This window comes from Candidatus Izimaplasma bacterium HR1 (assembly GCA_000755705.1).
In the GTDB taxonomy this organism is placed as follows: Bacteria; Bacillota_I; Bacilli_A; order Izemoplasmatales; family Izemoplasmataceae; genus Xianfuyuplasma.
In genome coordinates, this window is sequence record CP009415.1 from 1,067,229 (window position 1) to 1,089,061 (window position 21,833).

At 32.3% G+C, this 21,833-nt stretch carries 19 protein-coding genes; 15 read left to right on the forward strand and 4 right to left on the reverse strand.

All coding sequences use genetic code 11. The features are described from left to right. Positions 1 to 153: 153 nt before the first annotated feature. Both KQ51_RS05200 and KQ51_RS05205 read left to right on the forward strand, forming a co-directional pair. Complete coding sequence (locus KQ51_RS05200) at positions 154 to 1,152, forward strand: hypothetical protein (RefSeq protein WP_038469761.1); 999 nt, start codon at positions 154 to 156, stop codon at positions 1,150 to 1,152. Positions 1,153 to 1,223: 71 nt separating this feature from the next. Then, a complete protein-coding gene (locus KQ51_RS05205; protein ID WP_038469764.1) occupies positions 1,224 to 2,447 on the forward strand; it encodes an MFS transporter in 1,224 nt (407 codons plus the stop codon). A gap of 11 nt (positions 2,448 to 2,458) precedes the next feature. On the opposite strand, the gene KQ51_RS05210 is transcribed toward KQ51_RS05205, so the two are convergent. From KQ51_RS05210 to buk, 3 genes are read right to left on the reverse strand one after another with little or no spacing between them, the layout of a single operon-like run. Continuing rightward, positions 2,459 to 4,084: a phosphoenolpyruvate carboxykinase (ATP) gene (locus KQ51_RS05210; protein WP_038469768.1), complete on the reverse strand. Its 1,626-nt coding sequence runs from the start codon at positions 4,082 to 4,084 to the stop codon at positions 2,459 to 2,461. A 10-nt stretch (positions 4,085 to 4,094) separates the two neighbouring features. After that, positions 4,095 to 4,997 (reverse strand): phosphate butyryltransferase, encoded by a 903-nt coding sequence (locus KQ51_RS05215; protein ID WP_038469771.1) that lies wholly within the window; start codon positions 4,995 to 4,997, stop codon positions 4,095 to 4,097. A 10-nt stretch (positions 4,998 to 5,007) separates the two neighbouring features. Next, positions 5,008 to 6,075, reverse strand: coding sequence for a butyrate kinase (gene buk / locus KQ51_RS05220; protein WP_038469774.1), 1,068 nt, complete (start codon positions 6,073 to 6,075; stop codon positions 5,008 to 5,010). Positions 6,076 to 6,321: 246 nt separating this feature from the next. On the opposite strand from buk, the gene KQ51_RS05225 reads away from it, so the two are divergent. Genes KQ51_RS05225 through KQ51_RS05235 form a run of 3 tightly spaced genes read left to right on the forward strand, consistent with a single transcriptional unit; the run spans position 6,322 to position 10,994 of the window. Further along, positions 6,322 to 6,888: a methyltransferase family protein gene (locus KQ51_RS05225; protein ID WP_038469779.1), complete on the forward strand. Its 567-nt coding sequence runs from the start codon at positions 6,322 to 6,324 to the stop codon at positions 6,886 to 6,888. Beyond that, on the forward strand, positions 6,885 to 8,447 hold the full coding sequence (locus tag KQ51_RS05230) for a GH3 family domain-containing protein (RefSeq protein WP_038469782.1): 1,563 nt from the start codon (positions 6,885 to 6,887) through the stop codon (positions 8,445 to 8,447). The genes KQ51_RS05225 and KQ51_RS05230 overlap by 4 nt, the downstream gene beginning before the upstream one ends. A gap of 27 nt (positions 8,448 to 8,474) precedes the next feature. After that, complete coding sequence (locus KQ51_RS05235; RefSeq protein ID WP_038469785.1) at positions 8,475 to 10,994, forward strand: diguanylate cyclase; 2,520 nt, start codon at positions 8,475 to 8,477, stop codon at positions 10,992 to 10,994. Between the two features lie 36 nt (positions 10,995 to 11,030). Here the strand turns inward: KQ51_RS05235 and KQ51_RS05240 are convergent, their stop codons facing one another. Beyond that, a complete protein-coding gene (locus KQ51_RS05240) occupies positions 11,031 to 11,633 on the reverse strand; it encodes a TetR/AcrR family transcriptional regulator (protein ID WP_038469788.1) in 603 nt (200 codons plus the stop codon). Positions 11,634 to 11,815: 182 nt separating this feature from the next. Between KQ51_RS05240 and KQ51_RS05245 the strand changes: the two genes are divergently transcribed. The 10 genes from KQ51_RS05245 (at position 11,816) to KQ51_RS05290 (ending at position 21,830) form a co-directional block, all read left to right on the forward strand. Continuing rightward, positions 11,816 to 13,027, forward strand: coding sequence for an acetyl-CoA C-acetyltransferase (locus KQ51_RS05245; protein WP_038469791.1), 1,212 nt, complete (start codon positions 11,816 to 11,818; stop codon positions 13,025 to 13,027). A gap of 2 nt (positions 13,028 to 13,029) precedes the next feature. Next, a complete protein-coding gene (gene fabG / locus KQ51_RS05250; protein ID WP_038471797.1) occupies positions 13,030 to 13,749 on the forward strand; it encodes a 3-oxoacyl-ACP reductase FabG in 720 nt (239 codons plus the stop codon). Positions 13,750 to 13,770: 21 nt separating this feature from the next. Continuing rightward, on the forward strand, positions 13,771 to 14,790 hold the full coding sequence (locus KQ51_RS05255) for a 3-oxoacyl-ACP synthase (RefSeq protein ID WP_038469794.1): 1,020 nt from the start codon (positions 13,771 to 13,773) through the stop codon (positions 14,788 to 14,790). Further along, positions 14,791 to 15,675 (forward strand): branched-chain amino acid ABC transporter permease, encoded by an 885-nt coding sequence (locus KQ51_RS05260; protein ID WP_052609225.1) that lies wholly within the window; start codon positions 14,791 to 14,793, stop codon positions 15,673 to 15,675. 2 nt (positions 15,676 to 15,677) lie between these two features. Then, positions 15,678 to 16,871, forward strand: coding sequence for a branched-chain amino acid ABC transporter permease (locus tag KQ51_RS05265; RefSeq protein ID WP_052609227.1), 1,194 nt, complete (start codon positions 15,678 to 15,680; stop codon positions 16,869 to 16,871). Beyond that, the gene (locus tag KQ51_RS05270) at positions 16,861 to 17,655 is read left to right on the forward strand and encodes an ABC transporter ATP-binding protein (protein WP_038469796.1); all 795 of its coding nucleotides are present in this window, start codon (positions 16,861 to 16,863) and stop codon (positions 17,653 to 17,655) included. Before KQ51_RS05265 ends, KQ51_RS05270 begins: the two co-directional genes overlap by 11 nt. Then, positions 17,642 to 18,379 carry an ABC transporter ATP-binding protein gene (locus KQ51_RS05275; RefSeq protein WP_081909920.1) on the forward strand — a complete coding sequence of 246 codons (738 nt, stop codon included), beginning with the start codon at positions 17,642 to 17,644 and terminating at the stop codon, positions 18,377 to 18,379. Before KQ51_RS05270 ends, KQ51_RS05275 begins: the two co-directional genes overlap by 14 nt. A gap of 46 nt (positions 18,380 to 18,425) precedes the next feature. Further along, positions 18,426 to 19,658 carry an ABC transporter substrate-binding protein gene (locus KQ51_RS05280; protein WP_038469802.1) on the forward strand — a complete coding sequence of 411 codons (1,233 nt, stop codon included), beginning with the start codon at positions 18,426 to 18,428 and terminating at the stop codon, positions 19,656 to 19,658. A gap of 67 nt (positions 19,659 to 19,725) precedes the next feature. After that, a complete protein-coding gene (locus KQ51_RS05285; RefSeq protein ID WP_038469807.1) occupies positions 19,726 to 21,027 on the forward strand; it encodes an acetyl-CoA hydrolase/transferase family protein in 1,302 nt (433 codons plus the stop codon). After that, the gene (locus KQ51_RS05290) at positions 21,024 to 21,830 is read left to right on the forward strand and encodes an alpha/beta fold hydrolase (RefSeq protein WP_038469810.1); all 807 of its coding nucleotides are present in this window, start codon (positions 21,024 to 21,026) and stop codon (positions 21,828 to 21,830) included. The genes KQ51_RS05285 and KQ51_RS05290 overlap by 4 nt, the downstream gene beginning before the upstream one ends. Positions 21,831 to 21,833 lie beyond the last annotated feature (3 nt).

Here is a 21,833-nt window from a genome sequence, read left to right on the forward strand (position 1 = left end):
AATAATTATAACATTTTATGCAATTTATACCTACAAATAAATTGCATAAATTTGACATTTATATTAATGATTTAAAATAGTTATTAAAATAATAAGGGTTTGCTTTTTGTATAATAAAAAACTTGTGATAAAATAGTAGTAAGAGGTGATAAAATGGTTGAAATTTTACGTAGAATTATGAAATCGAAATTTGATTATCAATTAGAGGACTATGCTATCCATGAAATTCATAGAGGAAGAAGTAGAGTTGTATTGTATTCCACTATTCTATTTGTAGTAGCGTTAATATTTTACCTACTAGATGTATTTGAGGTGTTTGCTAATTTTATGTCGTTAGGTATCATAATTGTATTATTAGCAGTTTTAATTGTAGCTCCTTATTCCTTAACAAAGAGTAAATTCGAAGCGATAATTGTAACTCCAAAACACTTGATTCAAAGAATTAGTAAACGCGAATTCATCGTTCTTAAATTTGATGAAATTACTGATTTTAAAATTGGTGAAGAAGGAATATTAATCAAAGAGAATAAACACAAAATTGTTCTTAGTACTGATCTTTTCCAAGAAGAGGTAGAACCAATTATTGAAATACTAGAAGCAAAGGGTAAAACTTTTGATAAAGAGAAAGATTTTATGATTCGCCCAATAAAAGTAATTATTAATGACAATTCAGTTTCAATTGAAGATGATGAGGATATCACAGAAACTGAGAAAATATATGAGAAATATCACCATGAGTTTCCTATATTAACTCCAGGTTTTATTGAAGAAATTAATTTTAGGAATTCTTTGATAGATGACGCTTTAATTGAAGGAGATAATGTATTCCTATATTTAAGCACTCTTGAAGTTAAGGGAGGACATCCTGAGAATACTACATTTGATGCTCTTCATGCAACAGATTGCTTATTTGTTATTGAGAATATGAAAATAAAAAAACTTTATCGAGAGGACTTAAATTCCAAAGATAAAGAAATTGAAGAACTTCCTTTAGATGTTGAGGGAGCATTAGATTATATTGAGAAGGCTGTTATTAACGAATGGAAACTTGATGGTAAAACTATCGAGATGTCATTTGCGTCAGGGGTATATATGCTTCATGCACGAATTACATATGATGAAGTAATTATTGGTTGGAAACAAGCAAAATAGGTGATTTATTCACCTATTTTTTATTGTCAATTAGGAATTTCAAGAGTATAATTTTAGAGTAGGTGAGGATTATGACTATTAAGAAGAATACTCAAATAATTAAATTCGGACTTTATGGGTTATTAAAAAACTTAAAGTTTTTTGAACCTTTTTTGTGGTTATATTTCCTTGTAAATGGTTTATCACTACTAGAAATTGGAGCCTTATATGCAATTCGGGAAACGATAGTATATATATTTGAGATACCTTCAGGTGTTTTGGCTGATCGCTTTGGTAGGAAAAACGAACTTGTTCTGTGTTTTATCTTCTACATCTTTTCATTCGTTATGTTTTTCTTTTCAAATAATTTTGGCTTGTTTATTATTGCCATCTCATTGTATGGTTTAGGAGAAGCTTTTAGAAGTGGAACTCATAAAGCAATGATTATGCAGTATCTTGATGAGAATGATTTAAAAGAAAGTAAATCACAAGTATATGGATTAACGAGAAGTTATTCTAATGTTGGTTCTGCAATTAGTAGTATTACTGGAATTGCTCTTGTGGTCTTTACTCCAAATCTTTCTTATTTATTCCTAATTGCTATAATTCCATATATATTTGATTTAGGACTAATTTTAAGTTATCCGAAATCTCTAAATAAAAAACTTGAAACAGAGTTTAAATTCACTAGCTTTATTAAGGAAAGCATTAGCAGTGTAAAATATGCACTTACAACAAGAAAATTAAATGCAGTTATACTAAATTCATCAAGTTATAATGCTATATTTAAGACAATAAAAGACTATATTCAACCAATTTTTGTAGGGTTAGGTATTACTTTACTATTATTTAGCAATTTCACAATTGATGAGAATACAAAAATCTATATTGGGTTGATATACTTTACTGCTCATTTTGTTAATATATTTGTAACAAAGAATGCTTATCTTTTACAAAAATTATTTACCAAAGGTAGTATAACTTCAATGATGTGGATATTAACTGGGATAACATGTATAGTACTTGGTTTATTTATGGATAACTTATTTATTGTTGTCTTTGCATTTATCTTATTCTATGTATATTTAAACGTTAGAAAACCATATATGGTAGAACTTATAGGCAATTCAACTGTAAATGATAAGAGAGCTAGTGTTTTATCAATTGAATCACAACTAACATCGCTCATGATCATTATTTTAGCGCCACTAGCTGGATTTCTCAGTGATTATTACGGAATCCATGTAATGATGATTTCACTTGGGATATTCATGTTATTAATTGAAATAGTGTATCAAAAACAAAAAAGTGCCTAGGGCACTTTTTTTTACATTTTGTCGATTATGTTTTGGATACTTTGTTTCGCTCCGACAGGCAAGATATCTTGACTAAATAAATTATTGATAAAGTCGATTCTAGAACTTAATCTTTCTTTGAATAGATTAATGTACTTAGCATCATTGAAGTTAGGATTAAATCCTTCTACTTCAGGATATTCAATTTCATCTAAACCGTTGAATTTCTTGAACTCAATATCGTTTGTTACTATTTTTTCGATTAGACCTAATGTTGTTTTAGGTCTAATATCTTCATTTAGGAAATAACCAGTATTAAGAACATAGCAATCTACTTGTTGATTCTCAAAGAGATCTTTAAATTTATTGTAATCTCTTCTTAATGGGTATAATCTAAAAGGATTAGCATAGGGTTCAATAATTAGTCTATTAGTAACAGCTCCATGTTCAGCACTAGAACGTTTTGTAGCAAGAGTTGCTCCTAATGTACTAGCTAGAGTGCTGGAGTTGATTTTAAGAAGTGGTGGTAAAGAATCATCTTTCATTATCCAGAATATTGCATCTACTTTATTACTGAATTTATATGCTCTATCCTTAGTCCAATACTTAGATTTAAGTGCTCTTCCATTTCCATTTCTAATATCTTCAGTGACTGGGACTAATTGATCGTTATTATCACGAGTAACAGCTACATTTTGGATAGTTAACAAGTATTTATTGTCAGGACTATCAGTTGGATAATCTTGTACTTTATCAAAATATGATGGTTCTAAAGAGATACTTGAACCATCTTTGTTTGAAATGATAAAGGCATCATCATGAAGTACAGTAACGTCGTATTTACCACCATGTTTAGAATGAGTGATTGTACTTTTACCACTACCACTTAAACCAAATACCCCAGCGATAAATGTTTTATCATTATCTAAATTAAAACGTTTTTGTCCACCATGACAAGCTGTATAATCATTTCTTGAAGCTACACTCCAACTCATAGTTAGAGTAGCTTTTTTATGTTCACCAAAGTATTTAAGACCAAATAAAGCACCAACATTGTTTTTGTGATCAAATAGGCTTAAACCTTCAGGATGTTCATCAATGAATTCATCTGGATCAGAATATAAGAAGATGTCTCCTTCGTTAATCTCTGTTGAGTTATTATACAGTTCATCCATTTCTGGAGTTTGATTTTGGAAGTTTAACATCCACGAATAAAGAGTGTTCTCATATCCTTCAGGGATTAACAAATGTGCTTTAACCATGAAGTCTTCATGAAGACCAACATAAGCAACACCATGATACATTTTTTTCTTACGTGAATTGAAAACTGAATTACGTAAAGTCTTTGCATAACTCTCTTGTGTTTTATGGTTTACCAATCTTCTTGCATGAGCTTGCCTACCAGTAATTACACCATCATTAAAGACTAATACTTTAGCATCACTAGGCAAACCTAAATCCTCTGCACGATGGACATCTAAATCAGTTACGATTGTACCACTGTGTTTTTTAGCTAAATTATAAGCTTCAGAAATAGAAGTAACTTTAATAACGTTATTTCTATAATATGCAGTTTCGATAGTCGATCTAATTCTACTGAATAAGTTAGGAGTAGTAGTACCGATTTCTTCTCGTTTTAATTTACTTCTAGTTGACATAATATCACCTCTATAAGTTAGTTACTAATGCGCCAAGAGCAATTGAGTAAAATTTACTTTCCTTAGAGTCGGCACGGCTTGTTAGCACAATAGGTTTTTTCGCACCTGCAATTACACTTGCACTTTTTGCACTTGCTAAGAACATCATTGTTTTATAAAATACATTTCCAGCTTCGATACGTGGCATTACAAGAATGTCAATATTTCCAGCAATTGGATTTGTAATTCCTTTATGTTTTGCAGCTTCAACACTAATTGCATTGTCGATTGCAAAAGGACCACCAACGATACAATCTTTAATGATTCCATCTTCATTCATCTTTACTAAATCAGCAGCATGTAAAGTGGCTTCCATTTGTGGATTCACTTTTTCTACTGCGCAGATGATTCCTACATTTGGTAGTTTATTTCCAACAGCATGAGCAATTTTTACACTGTTTTCAATTATTTGTCTTTTCTCATCTAAGTTAGGTGCTATATTCATTGCACCATCTGTCATATAAAGTAGTTTATCATGAGTTGGTACTTCCATAACTGATACATGAGAAATACGGTTAGAAGTTCTTAGACCGAATTCCTTATTTAACGCTGCCTTTAAGATTACACTTGTATCTACTAGGCCTTTCATTAAATAGTAACCATTGTTAGCACTAACTAATTTAACTGCCTCTAAACAAGCAGTAGGTTTATCACGTTCATCAATGATTTCGTAATTACTCTCATTGATATTGTGTTGTTTGAAAATTCCTAATATTTCAGTTTTGTTTCCTATTAAGATAGGATTAACGATATCTTCTTGTCTTGCCATTTCAACTGCCTCTAATACATGCTCATCAGCAGCACAAGCAACAACCAGAGTTTTAGTTTCAATCTCTTTAGCTTTTAATACTAAATCATTAATTGTTTTAATCATTTTACCCCTCCTATTTATATACTTTGTGTGATTCTATATTTTTTAATACTCGTAGAGCTCCATAAGCTAAAGATTCCATTTCATCTTCACCAGGGAATACTATACATTCACTTATAAATGAAACACGTGATCTAATTTCATCAATAATGAAATCATCATACGCAAGACCACCTGTTAAAACAATTGCATCAACTTTTCCTTTTAAGACAGTAGCACAACTACCGATCTCTTTTGCGATTTGATAACACATCACTTCAACCATAAATTTTGCTTTCTGGTCACCCTGTTCAATCAGTTTATTTATCTCTAATCCATCATTAGTTCCGATATGTGCTACCAAGCCACCATTACCGTAATTCATTCTTTGGATTTCTTTTAAAGTATGTTCTCCACTAAGAGCCATCTTATATAGTGGACCAAGCGGTACACTTCCACTACGTTCAGGAGACATTGGCCCATCTCCATCTAAGGCATTATTTACATCAATTACTCTTCCAAGTTCATGAGCTCCTACACTAATTCCACCACCTAAGTGAGCAACTATTAAGTTAATATCATGATAGTCTTTATTAAGTAGTTTAGCCGCTTTTAAGGCAACTGCCTTTTGGTTTAATGCATGAAATAAACTTTGTCTTTGAATTGATGGCATACCTGTGAATCTTGCGATGTCTTCCATCTCATCAACGGCAACAGGATCAACAATAAATGCGGGAATATTTAAAGGGTCGGCAAGGTCTTTGGCTATAACGCAACCAAGGTTGCTTGCGTGTTCACCACGAGGTGCACTTTCAATGAAGTTTAACATCTCATCATTAACTAAATAAGTACCCCCTTCAATCGGTTTTAACAAACCACCACGACCAACGATTGCATCAAATGAGTCAATCGAGATATTTGCTTCTTTAAGGGTATCTAAAATAGCATCCTTTCGAAAATTATATTGATCGAAAACACGATCAAATGATTGAATAACTTCCGTGCTATGTCTAATGCTTTTCTTATAAATTAATTCTTCATTCTGATAAATTGCAATTTTGGTAGAAGTACTACCTGGATTTATTGCGAGTATTTGAAACATAAAAGTAACCTCCAATATTTTTGTTTTTACCTTAAATCGACTACATTATAACATGATAGCGTTTTCACTACAATAGATATTTAGACATTTTTTTAAATAGGGGTTTAAGGTCTTAAATAAGCCGTAAAGTGGCACTTTAATTTGCTGAACCAAAAAACTTTTTGAAATATGGGTCATATATGACCTTTTTCTTATATATAATATAATATATATTAATTGTAATAAACGTTAAAAAGGAGTGATTGTATGTTATATATATTAATTGGTGCATTTGGTTTCATTGCACTATTGGTTTTTGATCTCATGTCATTAAAGAACCAAGTGTTTTTTAAGTACTTTTTTGCCTTTTTAGGTTTAGCATTAATAATCTTTTCAACATTTGAATTGGTAAGTTACAACGCCGATTTATTTATTAACAGTTATTTACGAATTGCTAGCTTGTTGTTTGCTGTAATTTTTATGGTATTATTGGTGTATTCTGTATTTATTGAAGTTGGAGGAAATTCCTACCAGAAGTTCGCTGAACCAAAATTGGTGACCAACGGTACATATTCTCTAGTTCGCCATCCAGGCGTTATTTGGTTGTTCTTAGCATATATATTTCTTGCTTTATTCAGTCAAAATAGTTATTTATTACTCTCAGCTATTATCTGGACAACAGTAAATACAATCTATGTTATAGTTCAGGAAAAATATATTCTTGTCAAAATTTTTCCAAATTATTCTGAGTATATTAAATCAACACCAATGGTTATTCCAAATTACTTAAGCGTAAAGAGATTTATTACTACAAAAAACTGGAGGAAAGAATGAAAACACTTAGAGAGATGCTACGAGATGAGGATTATGATAAGATTTGGAAGGCTTATTTAGGTTTTTTAGATTTATCAATTGAGGAGTTTATGGATATTCAAAACCGTTTACTTCTGGAACAAATCGAACTATTAAAAGATTGTAACTTAGGAAAGCAATTCTTTGGAAGAAATCGCATTAACACTGTAGAAGATTTTCGTAAAAAAGTACCACTAACAACTTATGAGGATTACGCTGAAACTCTTTTGAATAAAAAGAGCGAAGACTTACCAAGTGAACCTTTACATTGGGTTCAAACAACTTGGAAAGGTGGTGCTGGATCAATAAAACTTGCCCCATATTCAAAATCTATGGTTGAGGAAAATACTAAGATGTTCTTATCAGCACTAATAATCTCAACGAGTAAAGGAAGAGGGCATTTTAATTTACGAAATAATGATAAATTCTTATATGGTATGGCGCCACGTCCCTACCTTACAGGATACGCACCATATATCTTAAAGCATCACATTGATTTTAAGTACTTACCAAATACAGAACAAGCTGAGAAACTTAGCTTTAAAGATCGTAATGTGGTAGGGTTTAGACTAGCAATAAAAAATGGTGCTGATTTATTTTATGGAGTATCAAGTGTGCTAGTTAAAATAGGAGAAACTTTTAGTAACAGTGAAGGTTCTAGTAAATTTATGATGCCAGGGAACTTTAAACAGGCAGTCAAACTAGTTAAAGCTTTTTGGAAAAAGAAAGTAAAAAAGGAAAAACTATTACCGAAAGACTTGTTCGAGTTTAAAGGTATTGTATGCGGTGGGACAGACTCTGATACATATAAATCACAAATAGAACACTTATTTGGGATTACACCATTAGAAATATTTGGTGGAACTGAAAGTGCCGGTGTAGCTACAGAAACATGGAGTAGAAATGGTTTAACATTCTTTCCAGATGTAAATTTCTTGGAATTTATTCCTGAAGTAGAAATGAAAAAAGAACAAGAAAATCCAGGTTACCAACCTCGAACTATCCTTCTTGATGAATTAAAAGCAGGAGAAGTTTACGAGTTAGTTATAACTAAATTAAGAGGAGGAGCATTTGTTCGTTACCGTATCGGTGATGTTATGAAATGTATAGCTCTTGAAAATAAAGAAGATAAAGTAAAATTACCACAAGTTAAGTATTTAGATCGTGTTAATAATATAATCGATCTTGCAGGATTCACTCGTATTACAAAGCAAATAATGGGTGATGCAATAAAATTAGCAGATTTAGGAATTGATAATTGGACAGCTGTTAAAGAGTATGGTGAGGATAGACCATACATTAATCTTTACTTTGAAAACACAGCTAAGCAATCATTAGATGAAATTCGTAATAGAATTAACAATCAGATGAAAATTGTTGATTCTGATTACAGTGATGTTCATTCAATGCTTGGTTATGATCCATTGAAATTAACAACAATTCAAGATGGAGCATTCGATTCATTCAAGAATGAGTATTCACGTACTATCTCAAGAATAAATCCGGATAAGGAAGAACTTACTATTATAAAGGGAATGTAAACTCACTACTGACAAAGAGGTGCTGATATGGAGCTCAACATAATAATTATCATTCCACTAATATCATTTATACTGTATGGAATAATCTTAATGATTATCTTAACATCAAACCGCACAAAATTAGCTAAAACTTTTAGCTTATATGTTGCGGCTATGATGATTTGGTCATTAGGATCTTTTCTAATGAAACTAGATATTTATCCTGGAACATTCTTCTGGAATAAAGCACTTCAAATTGGGTATTTATCTGTACCGGTTTTGTTACTAAGATTTAGTTATGTTTTAACTGATGAATATGACAAGAAGCCAATTGTTAGAATTGGATACTTAATTAGTTTTATTTTCATAATATTAGCTTTCACAGGAAATATTATTTCATCTTCTTGGATTGATGCTAATGGAGAATATCAATATATCGTTAACCCATGGGGAGCATACACTTTTGCTGTTGTTGGGATGACATATAGTATTATAGCTCTTGGGATTATGGTTAAGAAAACTATTAATCAGGAAGTATCTTTACGTAAAGTTGGACTAGTAATTATCGGTCTTTCTTTAGTAGTAATCGGTGGAGCAAGTAACATAAATACCGAGATAGGAAAAATCGGTATCGATATATTATTTAATACTGTAAATGCTGTTTTAATAACATTTGCGATTTACCGTAATAAATTCTTAGAAATTAACCTCGTTGTGAAACGAGGGATTTCTATATCAGTCTATAATATCGTTTTATTTACTGTGTATGCATTTCTAGTAATAGCTGCTTATAATATTATAACCATAAAATATAGTGATACTAGCCTATCGACAGTCTTTTTGATTATGTCACCAATTTTCCTATTATTAGAACCAATTAGACTATTGTTACAGAAATTAACTAAACACGTCTTTTATCGTGGTTTAACAGATCGCCAAATCGTCTTAAAAGAGTTCAGTGCATTAGTTAATTCATCTTTAGACTTAAAACTAATCTCTAAATCACTTATCGACGCTATAATTGATGCAATAAATTCTAAAAAGGTTTGCATCCTTTTAAAAGGTGCTACAAAGTATAAATTAAGAGACTCATCAAGCGATGAAACAGATTATCGTCAAATCTATTTCAACTTCAATCATCCGGTTATTAGATGGTTTAAAAATGGAAATAATCTGTTACTTAAAAACCAGATTGATAACCACGTAATGTTTAAAGGATTATGGGATAGTGAAAAAGAAATGATTCATACAATGAACACCGAGTTAATTGTCCCAATTAGACATATGGATGAAATCGTTGGTATGGTTGTAATCTCAGGTCGTGCTGATGATACACCTTATAGTTATGAAGAAACAGAATTCTTAACAACAATCATTAACAATGCAGCAGCAATTATCGAAAACGCGAAAACAATCGAATTGATTCAAAAACAATCAATTACAGATGAATTAACAAAACTCTTTAATCACCGCTATTTCCAAGATACAGCGAATGAATGGATTAAAGAGAAAAGATATACTCGCTTTGGTTTAGCAATGATTGATATTGATCAATTCAAAATCTATAATGACCTTTACGGACATGCTAGTGGCGACGTTGCTTTAAAACGTATTGCTGAAATAATTCAAACCGTTACATCTAAGACTGAAATGTTAGTAAGATATGGTGGAGAAGAGTTTGTTGTTTTATATCCAGATTACTCACCAGAAGAAGTATATAAACGAGCTGAAAGAATCAGAGAAACCGTAGAAAGTGAATTTCTATTATCAAAAGATATACGTGAGTTCCTTACTGTATCAATTGGTATCTCGAATTACAATGTGGATGGTAGTACTTTGGAAGAATTAATTACTAAAGCTGATAAAGCTGTTCATCAAGGTAAGCAATCAGGTAGAAATAAAACAATTGTTTATCGTAAAGACAAAGATAAACAAAGTGCTGATTCACAAGTTCAAGCCCAAATCAAAGATGCCTTTATTTCTAGTATCTATGCTTTAGCAGCAACAATTGATGCTAAAGATCACTATACATACGGCCATAGTAATAATGTCGCTGTATTGAGTGAAGCATTAGCTAGAAGAGCAGGATTTAATGATGAGCAAATAGAAACAGTTAAAAATGCTGGATTATTACATGATATTGGAAAAGTGGGAGTACCTGAAAGTGTACTATCTAAACCAGGATTCTTAACTCCTGATGAATATGAAATAATGCAAGGTCATGTTGTTCAATCAATCAATATTATTAAACATATTCCTAACCTGATTGATACAGTCCCTGTAGTTATATCTCATCATGAAAGATATGATGGTAAAGGATATCCTCGTGGAATTAAAGGGGAAAGTATACCGATTCTAGGTCGTGTTATCTGTATTGCCGATTCATTTGATGCAATGACAACAGATCGTCCTTATCGAAAAGGGTTATCTTTAGAGCAGGCAGTATATGAATTAAGAAAAAACTCAGGATTACAATTTGATCCGAACTTAGTAGATATCTTCATCGCTTTAGTAACAAGTGGTGAAATTCTTGAACTTAAATTAGAAAATAGACCATCATTTAACTGATGGTCTTTTTTATTTGCTTTCTATATATATAATATACTAGTCTTTAAAAATTCCTGTTTTCAAAATTGCCATTACCTTGTCAACAACTTCGTCAACATCTTCGTTATTACTACCAAGATTAAGTAGAACCTTTAAACCAATAAAGTTTGTTATACCCATAAGGATATAAGAAACAAGTTCGGTATCAACGTCATACATTTCACCGTCAGCAATAGATTGTTTTAATCCTCTTTCATATCTCTTCGCGAATCCATCATAATAATCAATAAATATTTTCTTATCAATGTAAAGTGATTCCCAAATTATATTATATGAATGGGGATTATCAAGTGCATATTTTATAAATGTCTTAATCCCTACACGTTCCTTATTGAATCTTCCTTCTACGGTTGAAACTTTAGATGCTATTTCTCGTCTAATATCGTGCTGGAAATCCATTAATACATACTTATATAACGCTAGTTTGTTAGGGAAATACAAGTAAAATGTTCCTGCAGCAACTCCGGCTTCACTAGTTATGTCCGCTATAGTTGTATTAAAATAACCTTTTTCATAGAATAAATTGATTGTTGTATCCACAATCAATTTAAATGTTGCTTTCCCATTTCTAGTTTTTGGTACTTTGATGTTTTCCATCATTATAATCTCTCCTCGGTTGGCCGTCCTGTCGTTGACAATGAAAACGCTTTATGCTATAATACTGAATAGATATTCATATTATGAAGAACCATTCATAAAAACTCGACTTTTACACTGTTAAGTATAATTGAATATACTAAAAAAAGCAAGTTATCAAGAGTGAGATAACGATGGAGGAAGAAATGAGTAAAGTTTATATTGTTTCCGCAAAAAGAACTCCTATTGGTAGTTTTTTAGGAACACTTAGTAAGCTGCATCCTGCAAAATATGCAAGTGATGTCGTTAAAAACATGTTAGAAGAAACAAAAGTACCTGCTGCTGAGATTGATGAATTAGTTATAGGTAATATCTTACCTGCTGGTTTAGGTCAAGGTATGGGTAGACAAGTTTCTATTGGTGCAGGAATTCCTGTTGAAGTACCTGCTTATAGTTTAAATATGGTTTGTGGTAGTGGTATGAAATCAGTTATGAATTCATACGTTAATATCAAAGCAAATATGTTTAATTTAGTAATTGCTGGGGGAACAGAATCAATGAGTAAGGCTCCATACTTAGTCCCAGATAAAACTCGTGGTGGAATTAAAATGGGTGGATTTAAACTTAAAGATCATATGATTGATGATGCTTTAACTGATGCATTTGAACAATATCATATGGGTATTACTGCTGAAAATATCGTTGATAAATATAATCTTACAAGAGAAGAACAAGACGCATTTGCTATAAATTCACAAGCAAAAGCAATTAAAGCTATTGATGAGGGAAAATTTAAAGATGAAATAGTTCCTATCGAAGTAAAATCAAGAAGAGAAACTATCATTTTTGAAAACGATGAATATCCAAATCGTCGAACTACATTAGAAAAATTGGGAACATTAAGAGCTGCTTTCAAAAAAGAAGGTAGTGTAACTGCGGGTAACTCTTCAGGAATTAATGATGGTGCTAGTTTTGTTATGGTAGCTTCAGAAGAAGCAGTTAAAAAATATAATTTAAAACCTTTAGTAGAAATCGTTTCTATAGGACAAGGTGGAGTAGATCCAAGTATTATGGGTATGGGTCCAGTTCCTGCAATAAAACAAGCTTTAAAAAATGCTGATATGAAATTATCAGAAATAGATTTATTAGAATTGAATGAAGCATTCGCAGCACAAAGTTTAGGTGTTGTTACTGAATTAGTTAAGCAACATGATTTAACTAAAGAAGAAATCATAGAACGTACTAACGTAAATGGTGGAGCTATTGCATTAGGTCATCCAGTTGGTGCAAGTGGAAATAGAATTTTAGTAACATTAATTCATGAAATGAAAAAACGAAACAATGCAAATGGATTAGCTTCATTATGTATTGGTGGCGGTATGGGTACTGCTATAATCGTTAAAAATATGGAGGAATAATGATGAGATTACAAGGTAAAGTAGCTGTTGTAACTGGCGCAGCAAAAGGTATTGGTATGGAATTCGCAAAACTATATGCTCTTGAAGGAGCTAAAGTTATTGCTGTAGATATGGCAGAATTAGAATATGATGTACCTAATGTTGAAGGATATATCCTAAATGTTACTGATTCAGTTAAATGCAAAGAGTTTTTCGATGCTATCATTGAAAAATATGGAAAAATTGATATTTTAGTTAATAACGCTGGTATCACAAGAGACGCAATGACTAGAAAAATGACTGATGAACAATGGAATTTAGTTATTGATGTTAACTTAAAAGGTGTATTCAATTTAGTAAGATATATTGGACCACAAATGGAAGTAATTGGTGGCGGTTCAATTATTAATATTAGTAGTGTTGTCGGAGAATATGGAAATATTGGACAAGCAAACTACAGTGCAACAAAAGCTGGGTTATTAGGATTAACTAAAACTTGGGCTAAAGAATTTGCTAGAAAAGGTGTACCTGTAAGAGTTAATGCAATCGCGCCTGGTTATGTTATGACAGACATTTTAAAAACTGTCCCTGAAGAATTGCTTAATAAATTTGCACAACTAACAATGTTGAAACGTTTAGGACAACCTGAAGAAATCGCAAAAGCTGGATTATTCTTAGCTAGTGATGAATCAAGTTATATAACGGGACATACATTAAGTGTAAATGGTGGAATGAGACTATAATAAAAATTTGAGGTGAAATCTATGTCCGAAAGAATTGTGGGGATTGTGGGCACGGGAATCTATTTACCTAAACAAGTAATGACAGCGAAAGAAATTGCTGCTAGAACAAAAGGTATTTGGACTGAAGAAGCAGTTGTTGAGAAACTAGGAATAAAACAAAAGTTAATAGCTAACGACAATGAAGGTCCCCAAGAAATGTCCTATTTAGCAGCGATGGATTGTCTTACTAATACAGGAGTAGATCCTAAAGAAATTGATGTAATTTTAAGTGTAACTGAGGAATGGAAAGAATATCCATTAACTACAAGTGCACTATATGTTCAAGGGAAAATAGGTGCTATTAATGCATGGGGTATCGACTTGCAAAACAGATGTTGTACCACTGTGTCTGCATTAAAAATAGCTAAAGATATGTTAATTGCTGATGATGAAATAGATACTATTATGATTGTTGGTGGTTACCGCAATGGTGACTTTGTTGATTTTGAAGATAAAACAATGTCAATGATGTTTAATCTTTCAGCTGGCGCTGGAGCATTAATCTTAAGAAAAGGATATCACAAGAATCTCCTTCTAGGCTCTCATATTATTGGGGATGGAACATTAGCTAGAACTGCTGGTGTAGTTTACGGGGGAACTTGTAATCCGATTACTAAAGAAAATGTTGATAAAGCATATAAATCACTAACCCTTATGGAACCAAATAAAATGAAAGAACGTTTAAATGAAGTATCAATGGATAATTGGTTTAAGTGTATTGATTCATCTCTAAGGAAATCTAATTTGAAGAGAGATGATTTAGATTATCTTGCAATACTACATATCAAACGCTCAGGACATTTAATGATGTTAGAGTCATTAGGATTAACTGAGGAACAAACAATATACTTAGAGGAATATGGTCATATAGGACAAGTAGATCAGATTCTTTCATTACACCTTGGGCTCGAACAAGGTAAAATCAAATCAGGTGATAATATTTGTCTATTAGCAGCTGGTATTGGTTATGTATGGGCTTCTAGTATTGTGAGGTGGGGTTAAATGAGTGTATTTTTCAAAATCCTTTTTAACAGTTTAGAGTCAGGTAGTGTTTACGCTCTTGCTGCATTAGGTATTGTTCTAATCTTTAGAACATCTAAAACAACAAACTTTGCACAGGGTTCTATTGGTACCCTAAATGCATTTGTTGCAGCAACTTTATTCCTTAGTTGGGGATGGTCGATTTGGGCTGCTGCATTAATATCAATAGTTACTGCTTTTATTACAGGAGTTCTTATTGACAGATTTATAATAAGACCAGCTTCAAAAGCAAGTGCTATATCAAAACAAATTATAACTTTAGGTTTAATTATGATAATAATTGGATTGATCCCAATGCTATTCGGAGTAGATCCATTGAAGTTTGACTATTTTATTGCAGTATCTCCTGCAACTCAAGTTGATATTTTCGGAGCTGTAATTAGTTACAATACGCTCTTTATCATAACTGTAACTTTAGGGTTGATGGGATTCTTATTCTGGTTTTTACAATATACCAAATGGGGTCTAGCAATTAGAGTAACTGCTTCAAATGAAGTTACTTCAAGATTAATGGGAGTGCCAACTAAAAATGTAACAATGGCAACTTGGGCATTTGCTGCAATATTTGGTACTTTAGCTGCACTTTTTATCGCACCTGCAGGTAGTGTGAACAGCTTTATGATGACAGATGTTCAAGTAAATGCATTCTTTGCTTGTGTATTAGGTGGATTTGGAACTTTTTACGGAGCTGTTATTGGAGCTTATATGATTGCTCTTGCTAAAAATAGTGCGACATATTACATATCTCTTGAATGGGGTAACGTAATCGTTTATGTAATTATACTTTTACTATTATACATAAAACCAAATGGTTTATTTGGTAAGAAAACACAGAAGAAGGTGTAATTATGGAAAAAATAAAAAATCTCTATAAGACATCTTATCCATTCAGATATATTGTATTTGGTATCATCTTAGCAATTATACCTTTACTTAGTGAAATAGGAATAATGGCTAACTCTACAGTAAGATTATTTGGTTTTACCATAATATTTACTGTAGTAGCATTAGGACTTAATTTACTCCTTGGATTTAGTGGTTTAGTATCACTAGGAACTGCAGGGTTTATGGGTCTAGGAGCATATTTATTTGTATATGTTAGTAATAACGTTTTTGATGGATTCTTAGTAGCAACAATTATTACTTTAATCTTAGCAGGTGTTTTTGGTTTATTAATTGCCTTACTAAGTATGAAGGTCGAAGGAATCTACCTAGCAATTGCCACCCTATTTATTGGGGAAATTCTTCTCCAAATATTTAGAAGTGTTGTGTCATTTACAGGAGGATTTAGTGGCGCTAAAATTCATCATCCTAAATTTAATCTAATATTTACTGAGGTTACCTTATCTAGAAATATGACTTATGTATTGTTAGTAGTAGTTTTAGTACTAGTGATGATAGGAATATATAATTTAGTTCATAGTAGAACAGGTCGTGCTTTAATGGCGATGAGTCGAAGTGAACATGCTGCGCAAGCAATGGGTATTAGTATTATAAAATATCGTGCTGTGGCATTTGTAACTGCAACTGTATTAGCTGCTCTTGGTGGAGTACTTTATGTTTCATACTTTAGATTTGTTGAACCATCAGCATGGAATTTAAATCGTAGTTTACTAATAATCGCAATGGTAGTTGTTGGAGGATTTAAATCAATCTTTGGAACAGCGATTGGAGCATTTGTAATATACGGAGTTCCTGAATTATATTTAAAAGACCTCTTTAGTTTTAACCCAGCTTTTAGTTATATCTTCGCTGGTGTTCTAATTATTGTAGTTATTATGTTCTATCCTTACGGAGCTGTCTATATTGGAAATGATGTTAAAAAACTATACTATAAACATATTTATCCTAGGCGATTACCGTATATCATCATGAATAATAAGTATGATGAGGAACTTAAGAAATTAAAAGAAGATCCAACTAAAACAAAAGAGGACTATCAAGTTCTCAAAAATAATCATCGTAAACTAATAGCTAACTTAAAAAAACAACTACAACAAGAGAAACTTGAGAAAAAGGATGGTGGCAACAATGAAGAATAACACTGTCTTAGAAGTTAAAAATCTCACAATGAGATTTGGTGGGTTAGTTGCTGTTGACGATCTTAGTTTTGATGTTAAAGAAAAAGAAATTGTAGGAATAATCGGTCCAAATGGTGCGGGTAAAACTACTGTATTCAATTGTATAACCCAATTCTATAAGGACGATGAAGGTGAAATCTGGTTTAGAGATAAAACAGGAACAGAAATTAATTTAAACAATATAAAAGTTACTGATGTAATTAATTATGGGTTAGTTAGAACGTTCCAAAATATCGAATTGGTAAAAGATTTAAGTATTATAGATAACGTCTTAATCGGGGCTCACAAGGGTTTTAAGTTTGATGTATTCTCTCATATCTTTAAAACTAAAAAAGCTGCTGAAGAAGAAGAAAACATTAGAGAAAAAGCAATGAGTATCTTAAAGACTCTCAAGCTTGATCAAGTTTGTAATCAACTTGTGTACGGGCAACCTTACGGAGTATTAAAAAAAGTTGAAATAGCGAGAACTTTAATGCTTGATCCTAAAGTAATCATCTTAGATGAACCTGCTGCTGGGTTGAACGATAAAGAAACTAGTGAATTAGCTGATATAATCAATAAGATTAAAAATGATTTTAATTGTTCAATCGTATTAATAGAACATGATATGGGATTTGTAATGGATATATGTGATCGCATTTGTGCAATCAACTTTGGGAAATTCTTAGCAATGGATATTCCAAAGAAAATCCAACAAAATCCTCTTGTCCAAGAAGCCTATCTAGGTGGTGATGACGATGAGTAATCTTTTAGAAGTAAAAGACCTAAGTGTTTCATACGGTGCTATTCAAGCTTTAAGAAAAGTTAGTATTACCGTTGAAGAAGGTTCAATTGTCGCAATTCTTGGTTCAAATGGTGGTGGGAAAACAACACTACTAAAAAAAATATCAGGTTTGATTGAAGCAGTTGAAGGAACTGTTAGATTTGCTGGTGAGGATATAACGAACCTTAGCGCTGAAAAGATTGCTAGTTTAGGAATCGTCCAATCACCAGAAGGAAGACAAGTTTTCTCAGATTTAACTGTTGAAGAAAATCTTTCAATTGGGGCATTTACTTTAAAAGCTAAAGATGGTGTGTCAAGAAAGGTTAGATTGAAAGAAAATCTCAAGAGAGTATATAAATACTTTCCAGTACTAAAAGAAAGAAAAAATCAAGTTGCATTAACTTTGAGTGGAGGAGAACAACAAATGCTTGCTATATCAAGAGCATTAATGGCTTCCCCTAAACTATTGATTCTAGATGAACCATCACTTGGTTTAGCACCTCTAATAGTAAGAGATATTTTCCAAATTATTAAAGAGTTTAGAAATGAAGGTACAACAATTTTAATCGTTGAACAGAATGCTTTACAAACACTTAAAATTGCCGACTACACTTATGTACTTCAAGTGGGTGAAGTTATTATAGAAGGTAAAGCAGAAGAATTGAAAAAAGACCACAAATTAGTGGAAGCTTATTTAGGTAAATAATTACAGTTTCACGCTAATAAAAAAATAAAAAAATATAGGAGGAATCATGAAAAAAGTATTATTATTAGTTTTAGTTATGGTATTTGCATTTAGTTTATCAGGATGTCAAAAAGCCAGTCAAGGTGTTACAGATACAACTGTTACAGTTGGGAATACAGCACCAGTTTCGGGAGCTCTTGCATTTGTAGGGTTACCATTTAATCAAGGTATGCAAGCATACTTCGATATGGTTAACGATGATGGTGGAGTTGCAGGTAGAACTATCGAATTTATCAATCATGACGATGGATTTGATGCTGCTACAGGTTTAACTTACACAGAGGAATTAGTTGAAGATGATCAAGTATTTGCACTTGTAGGACATTTCGGTACACCTACAGTTGGAGCTACTATTGATTATGTAAGAGAACAAGGAATCCCTCAAGTTTATTTCGCAACAGGAATCAGTGCTTTATTTAATGAAGAAGCAACTGATAACGATCGTTCAAGTTTCCCAGTACAACCTATTTACGATGCAGAAGGTCAAGTAATGGTTGCACGTGCAGTTGGTAATTTTGGAGCTGCAAAAATCGGTGTTATTTATACAAATGATGACGCTGGTAACGGAATCTTAAATGGTGTAAGAATTCAAGCTACTACTGAAGATGTAACTTTAGTTGAAGCACAAGTTGCTGCTGATGCTACTGATATGAGTAGTGCTGCTTTAACACTTATCAATGCTGAAGTTGATTTTATCATCGTTGCTGCAAACCAAGTACCAGCTAGTATTGCTATTAAAGCATTAGCTGCAGGTGGTAGTGATGTTGATTGTATCGTTTCATATGTAAATGCTGCTGCTTCATTTATCGGTTTAATTTCTGCAGAATTAGCAAACTTTGATGTTTATGCTAGTGCATGGATTAATATCTTTAACGCAGACGGAACTTTATCTGATGGATATAATATGTTTGTAACTGAAGTTTCAAAAATCGATCCCGCTTTAGCTGCTAATCCTTATGCTATGGCAGGTTGGGTTGCTGCTGCATTCTTCGTTGAAGGTTTAGAACGTGTTGGTGAAGGTACTCTTAACTGGGATAACTTTATTGATGCAATGGAAGAAAGCCCTGTCTTAAATCCACTTGGTGGTACTGTTGACTATGCAGATGGTCGTCGTGCAGGAACTCAAAGTATGAGTTTATTAAAAGCTACATATACTCCAGCTGATGGTGATACACCAGCAGTGGCGTTATTTGTTGCTAATCAACCAATGGAAACAATAGAAGAAATTTTAGCAGACTAAATTAGTATTTAATTGATGTATAGGAAGGGTGTTCCCCTTCCTATATTGTCTTTAACAGGAGGTAATTATGGCGAAATATATTACAATAGAACAAGCTCTTGAACTTGTCAAAGAAGGAGATCATATCGTCGCAGGTATGGCAGCTAGTGAGGGACGTGAATTTTTTCTAAACTTACATAAAGTAAGTGAAAGATTAAATCACCTAACAATCGACAACTGTTTACCAATGCAACCATATGAATTCATGGTTAATGAGAAATATAGCGAAAATTTCACAGTTAATAGCTGGTTCTTTTCAGGTGATATCAGAAAAGCATTTAAGAATAAAAATGTCTCATTTATACCAAATCAACTTCACTTCGCTGGAGTAAGAAGACTTGAACATAAAAAACCAAATATTTATGTTGGGAATTGTACAGAACCAGATAAACATGGATTTGTCTCATTGTCATTATCAAATGTTTATGAAAAAGTAATGATTGAGAGCGCAGATATTGTTATACTCGAAACTAACCCTAAACTACCAAGAACTTTAGGTGATTTAGAAGTACATGAAAATGAGGTAGATTTCTTTGTTAAAACTGATTATCTAGCTCCAGTTTTACCTGACACAGTACCAAATGAAAAAGATATCAAGATTGGAGAACTAATCGCTGGTAAAATAAATGACGGCGATACAATTCAACTTGGAATCGGTGGCATTCCAAATGCAGTAGCCGCAGCACTTAAAGATAAAAAAGATTTAGGTGTACATACTGAAATGTTAACAACAGGATTTATGAAATTATTTAAATCAGGAGCTGTTAACAACAAAAAGAAAACTCTTCATAAAGGAAAAATGGTCGCAGCTTTTGCTCTTGGAACTCAAGAACTATATGACTTTATAGATGATAATCCTGCGATATTATTACTTGATGGAAACTATGTTAATGATCCTTATATTATTGGTTTAAACGATAATCAAGTGTCGATTAACACAACAATTGAAGTCGATTTAACTGGGCAATGTTGTTCTGAATCAATTGGAACAAGACAGTTTAGTGGAACTGGTGGACAAACAGATACTGCTACAGGTGCTCTTAGATCTAAAAATGGCCGTAGTTTTATCGCTTTATATTCAACAGCAATGGTAAGAAATAAAGAAACTGGAATTAAAGAGGAAAAATCAAAAATCGTTGCTACTTTAAAACCGGGTGCTGCAGTATCTTTATCAAGAAATGATGTAGATTATATCGTTACTGAATACGGAGCAGTACGTTTGAGAGGAACAACAATCAAAGAACGAGTAAAATTATTAGTTAGTGTAGCTCATCCTAAATTCCGTGAGGAATTATTAACTGAAGCAAGAGAAATTGGATACATTAAATGATATTTAATTATAAAGATTATCACATTAACTATTTAGTTGATGGTGATTTAAATTCAGACAAGGAAGTAATTATAATTCTAAATGGAATTATGATGTCAACTGCAAGTTGGGAAATGTTTGTAGATGTTCTTAGTAAAGATAACGTTTTAGTTCGTTTTGATATGATTGATCAAGGTGAAAGTTCGAAAGTTGACTTTCAATACACTCAAGAACTTCAAGTTGAAGTTCTAGATGCTCTAATCAATCATTTAGAACTAAAAAAACCAAACTTAGTTGGAATTAGCTACGGTTCTAGTGTAGCGCTCCAATATAGTATTAAATTCCCTAGTAAAATAAACAGAATGGTAATCGCAAATGGTGTTGCCAAAACTTCTCCATGGTTAAAAGCAATTGGTGACGGATGGAATGAAGTAGCTAAATCAAGAAATGCTCTTGCTTACTACAACATTACAATACCATATATATATTCACCACAGTTCTATACCAAGAACATTAAATGGATGGAAGAAAGAAAAGAAATCTTACTACCATTATTTGGTGATGATCAATTCTTAGATAGAATCACTCGGTTAACAATTAGCGCTGAAACTCACGACACATTAAATGATTTGCATATGATTAAAGCTGAGACTTTAATCATAAGTAGTGGAGAAGATTTTCTAACTCCAGAGTATGAGCAAATCATAATCCATAAGAATATTCAAAGCTCAGAATTAGTAAAGGTTCCAAATTGCGGACACGCTTCAATGTATGAAGTTCCTGCGCAATTTACAAGCTTAGTACTAAATCACATCAATAAGTAAAAT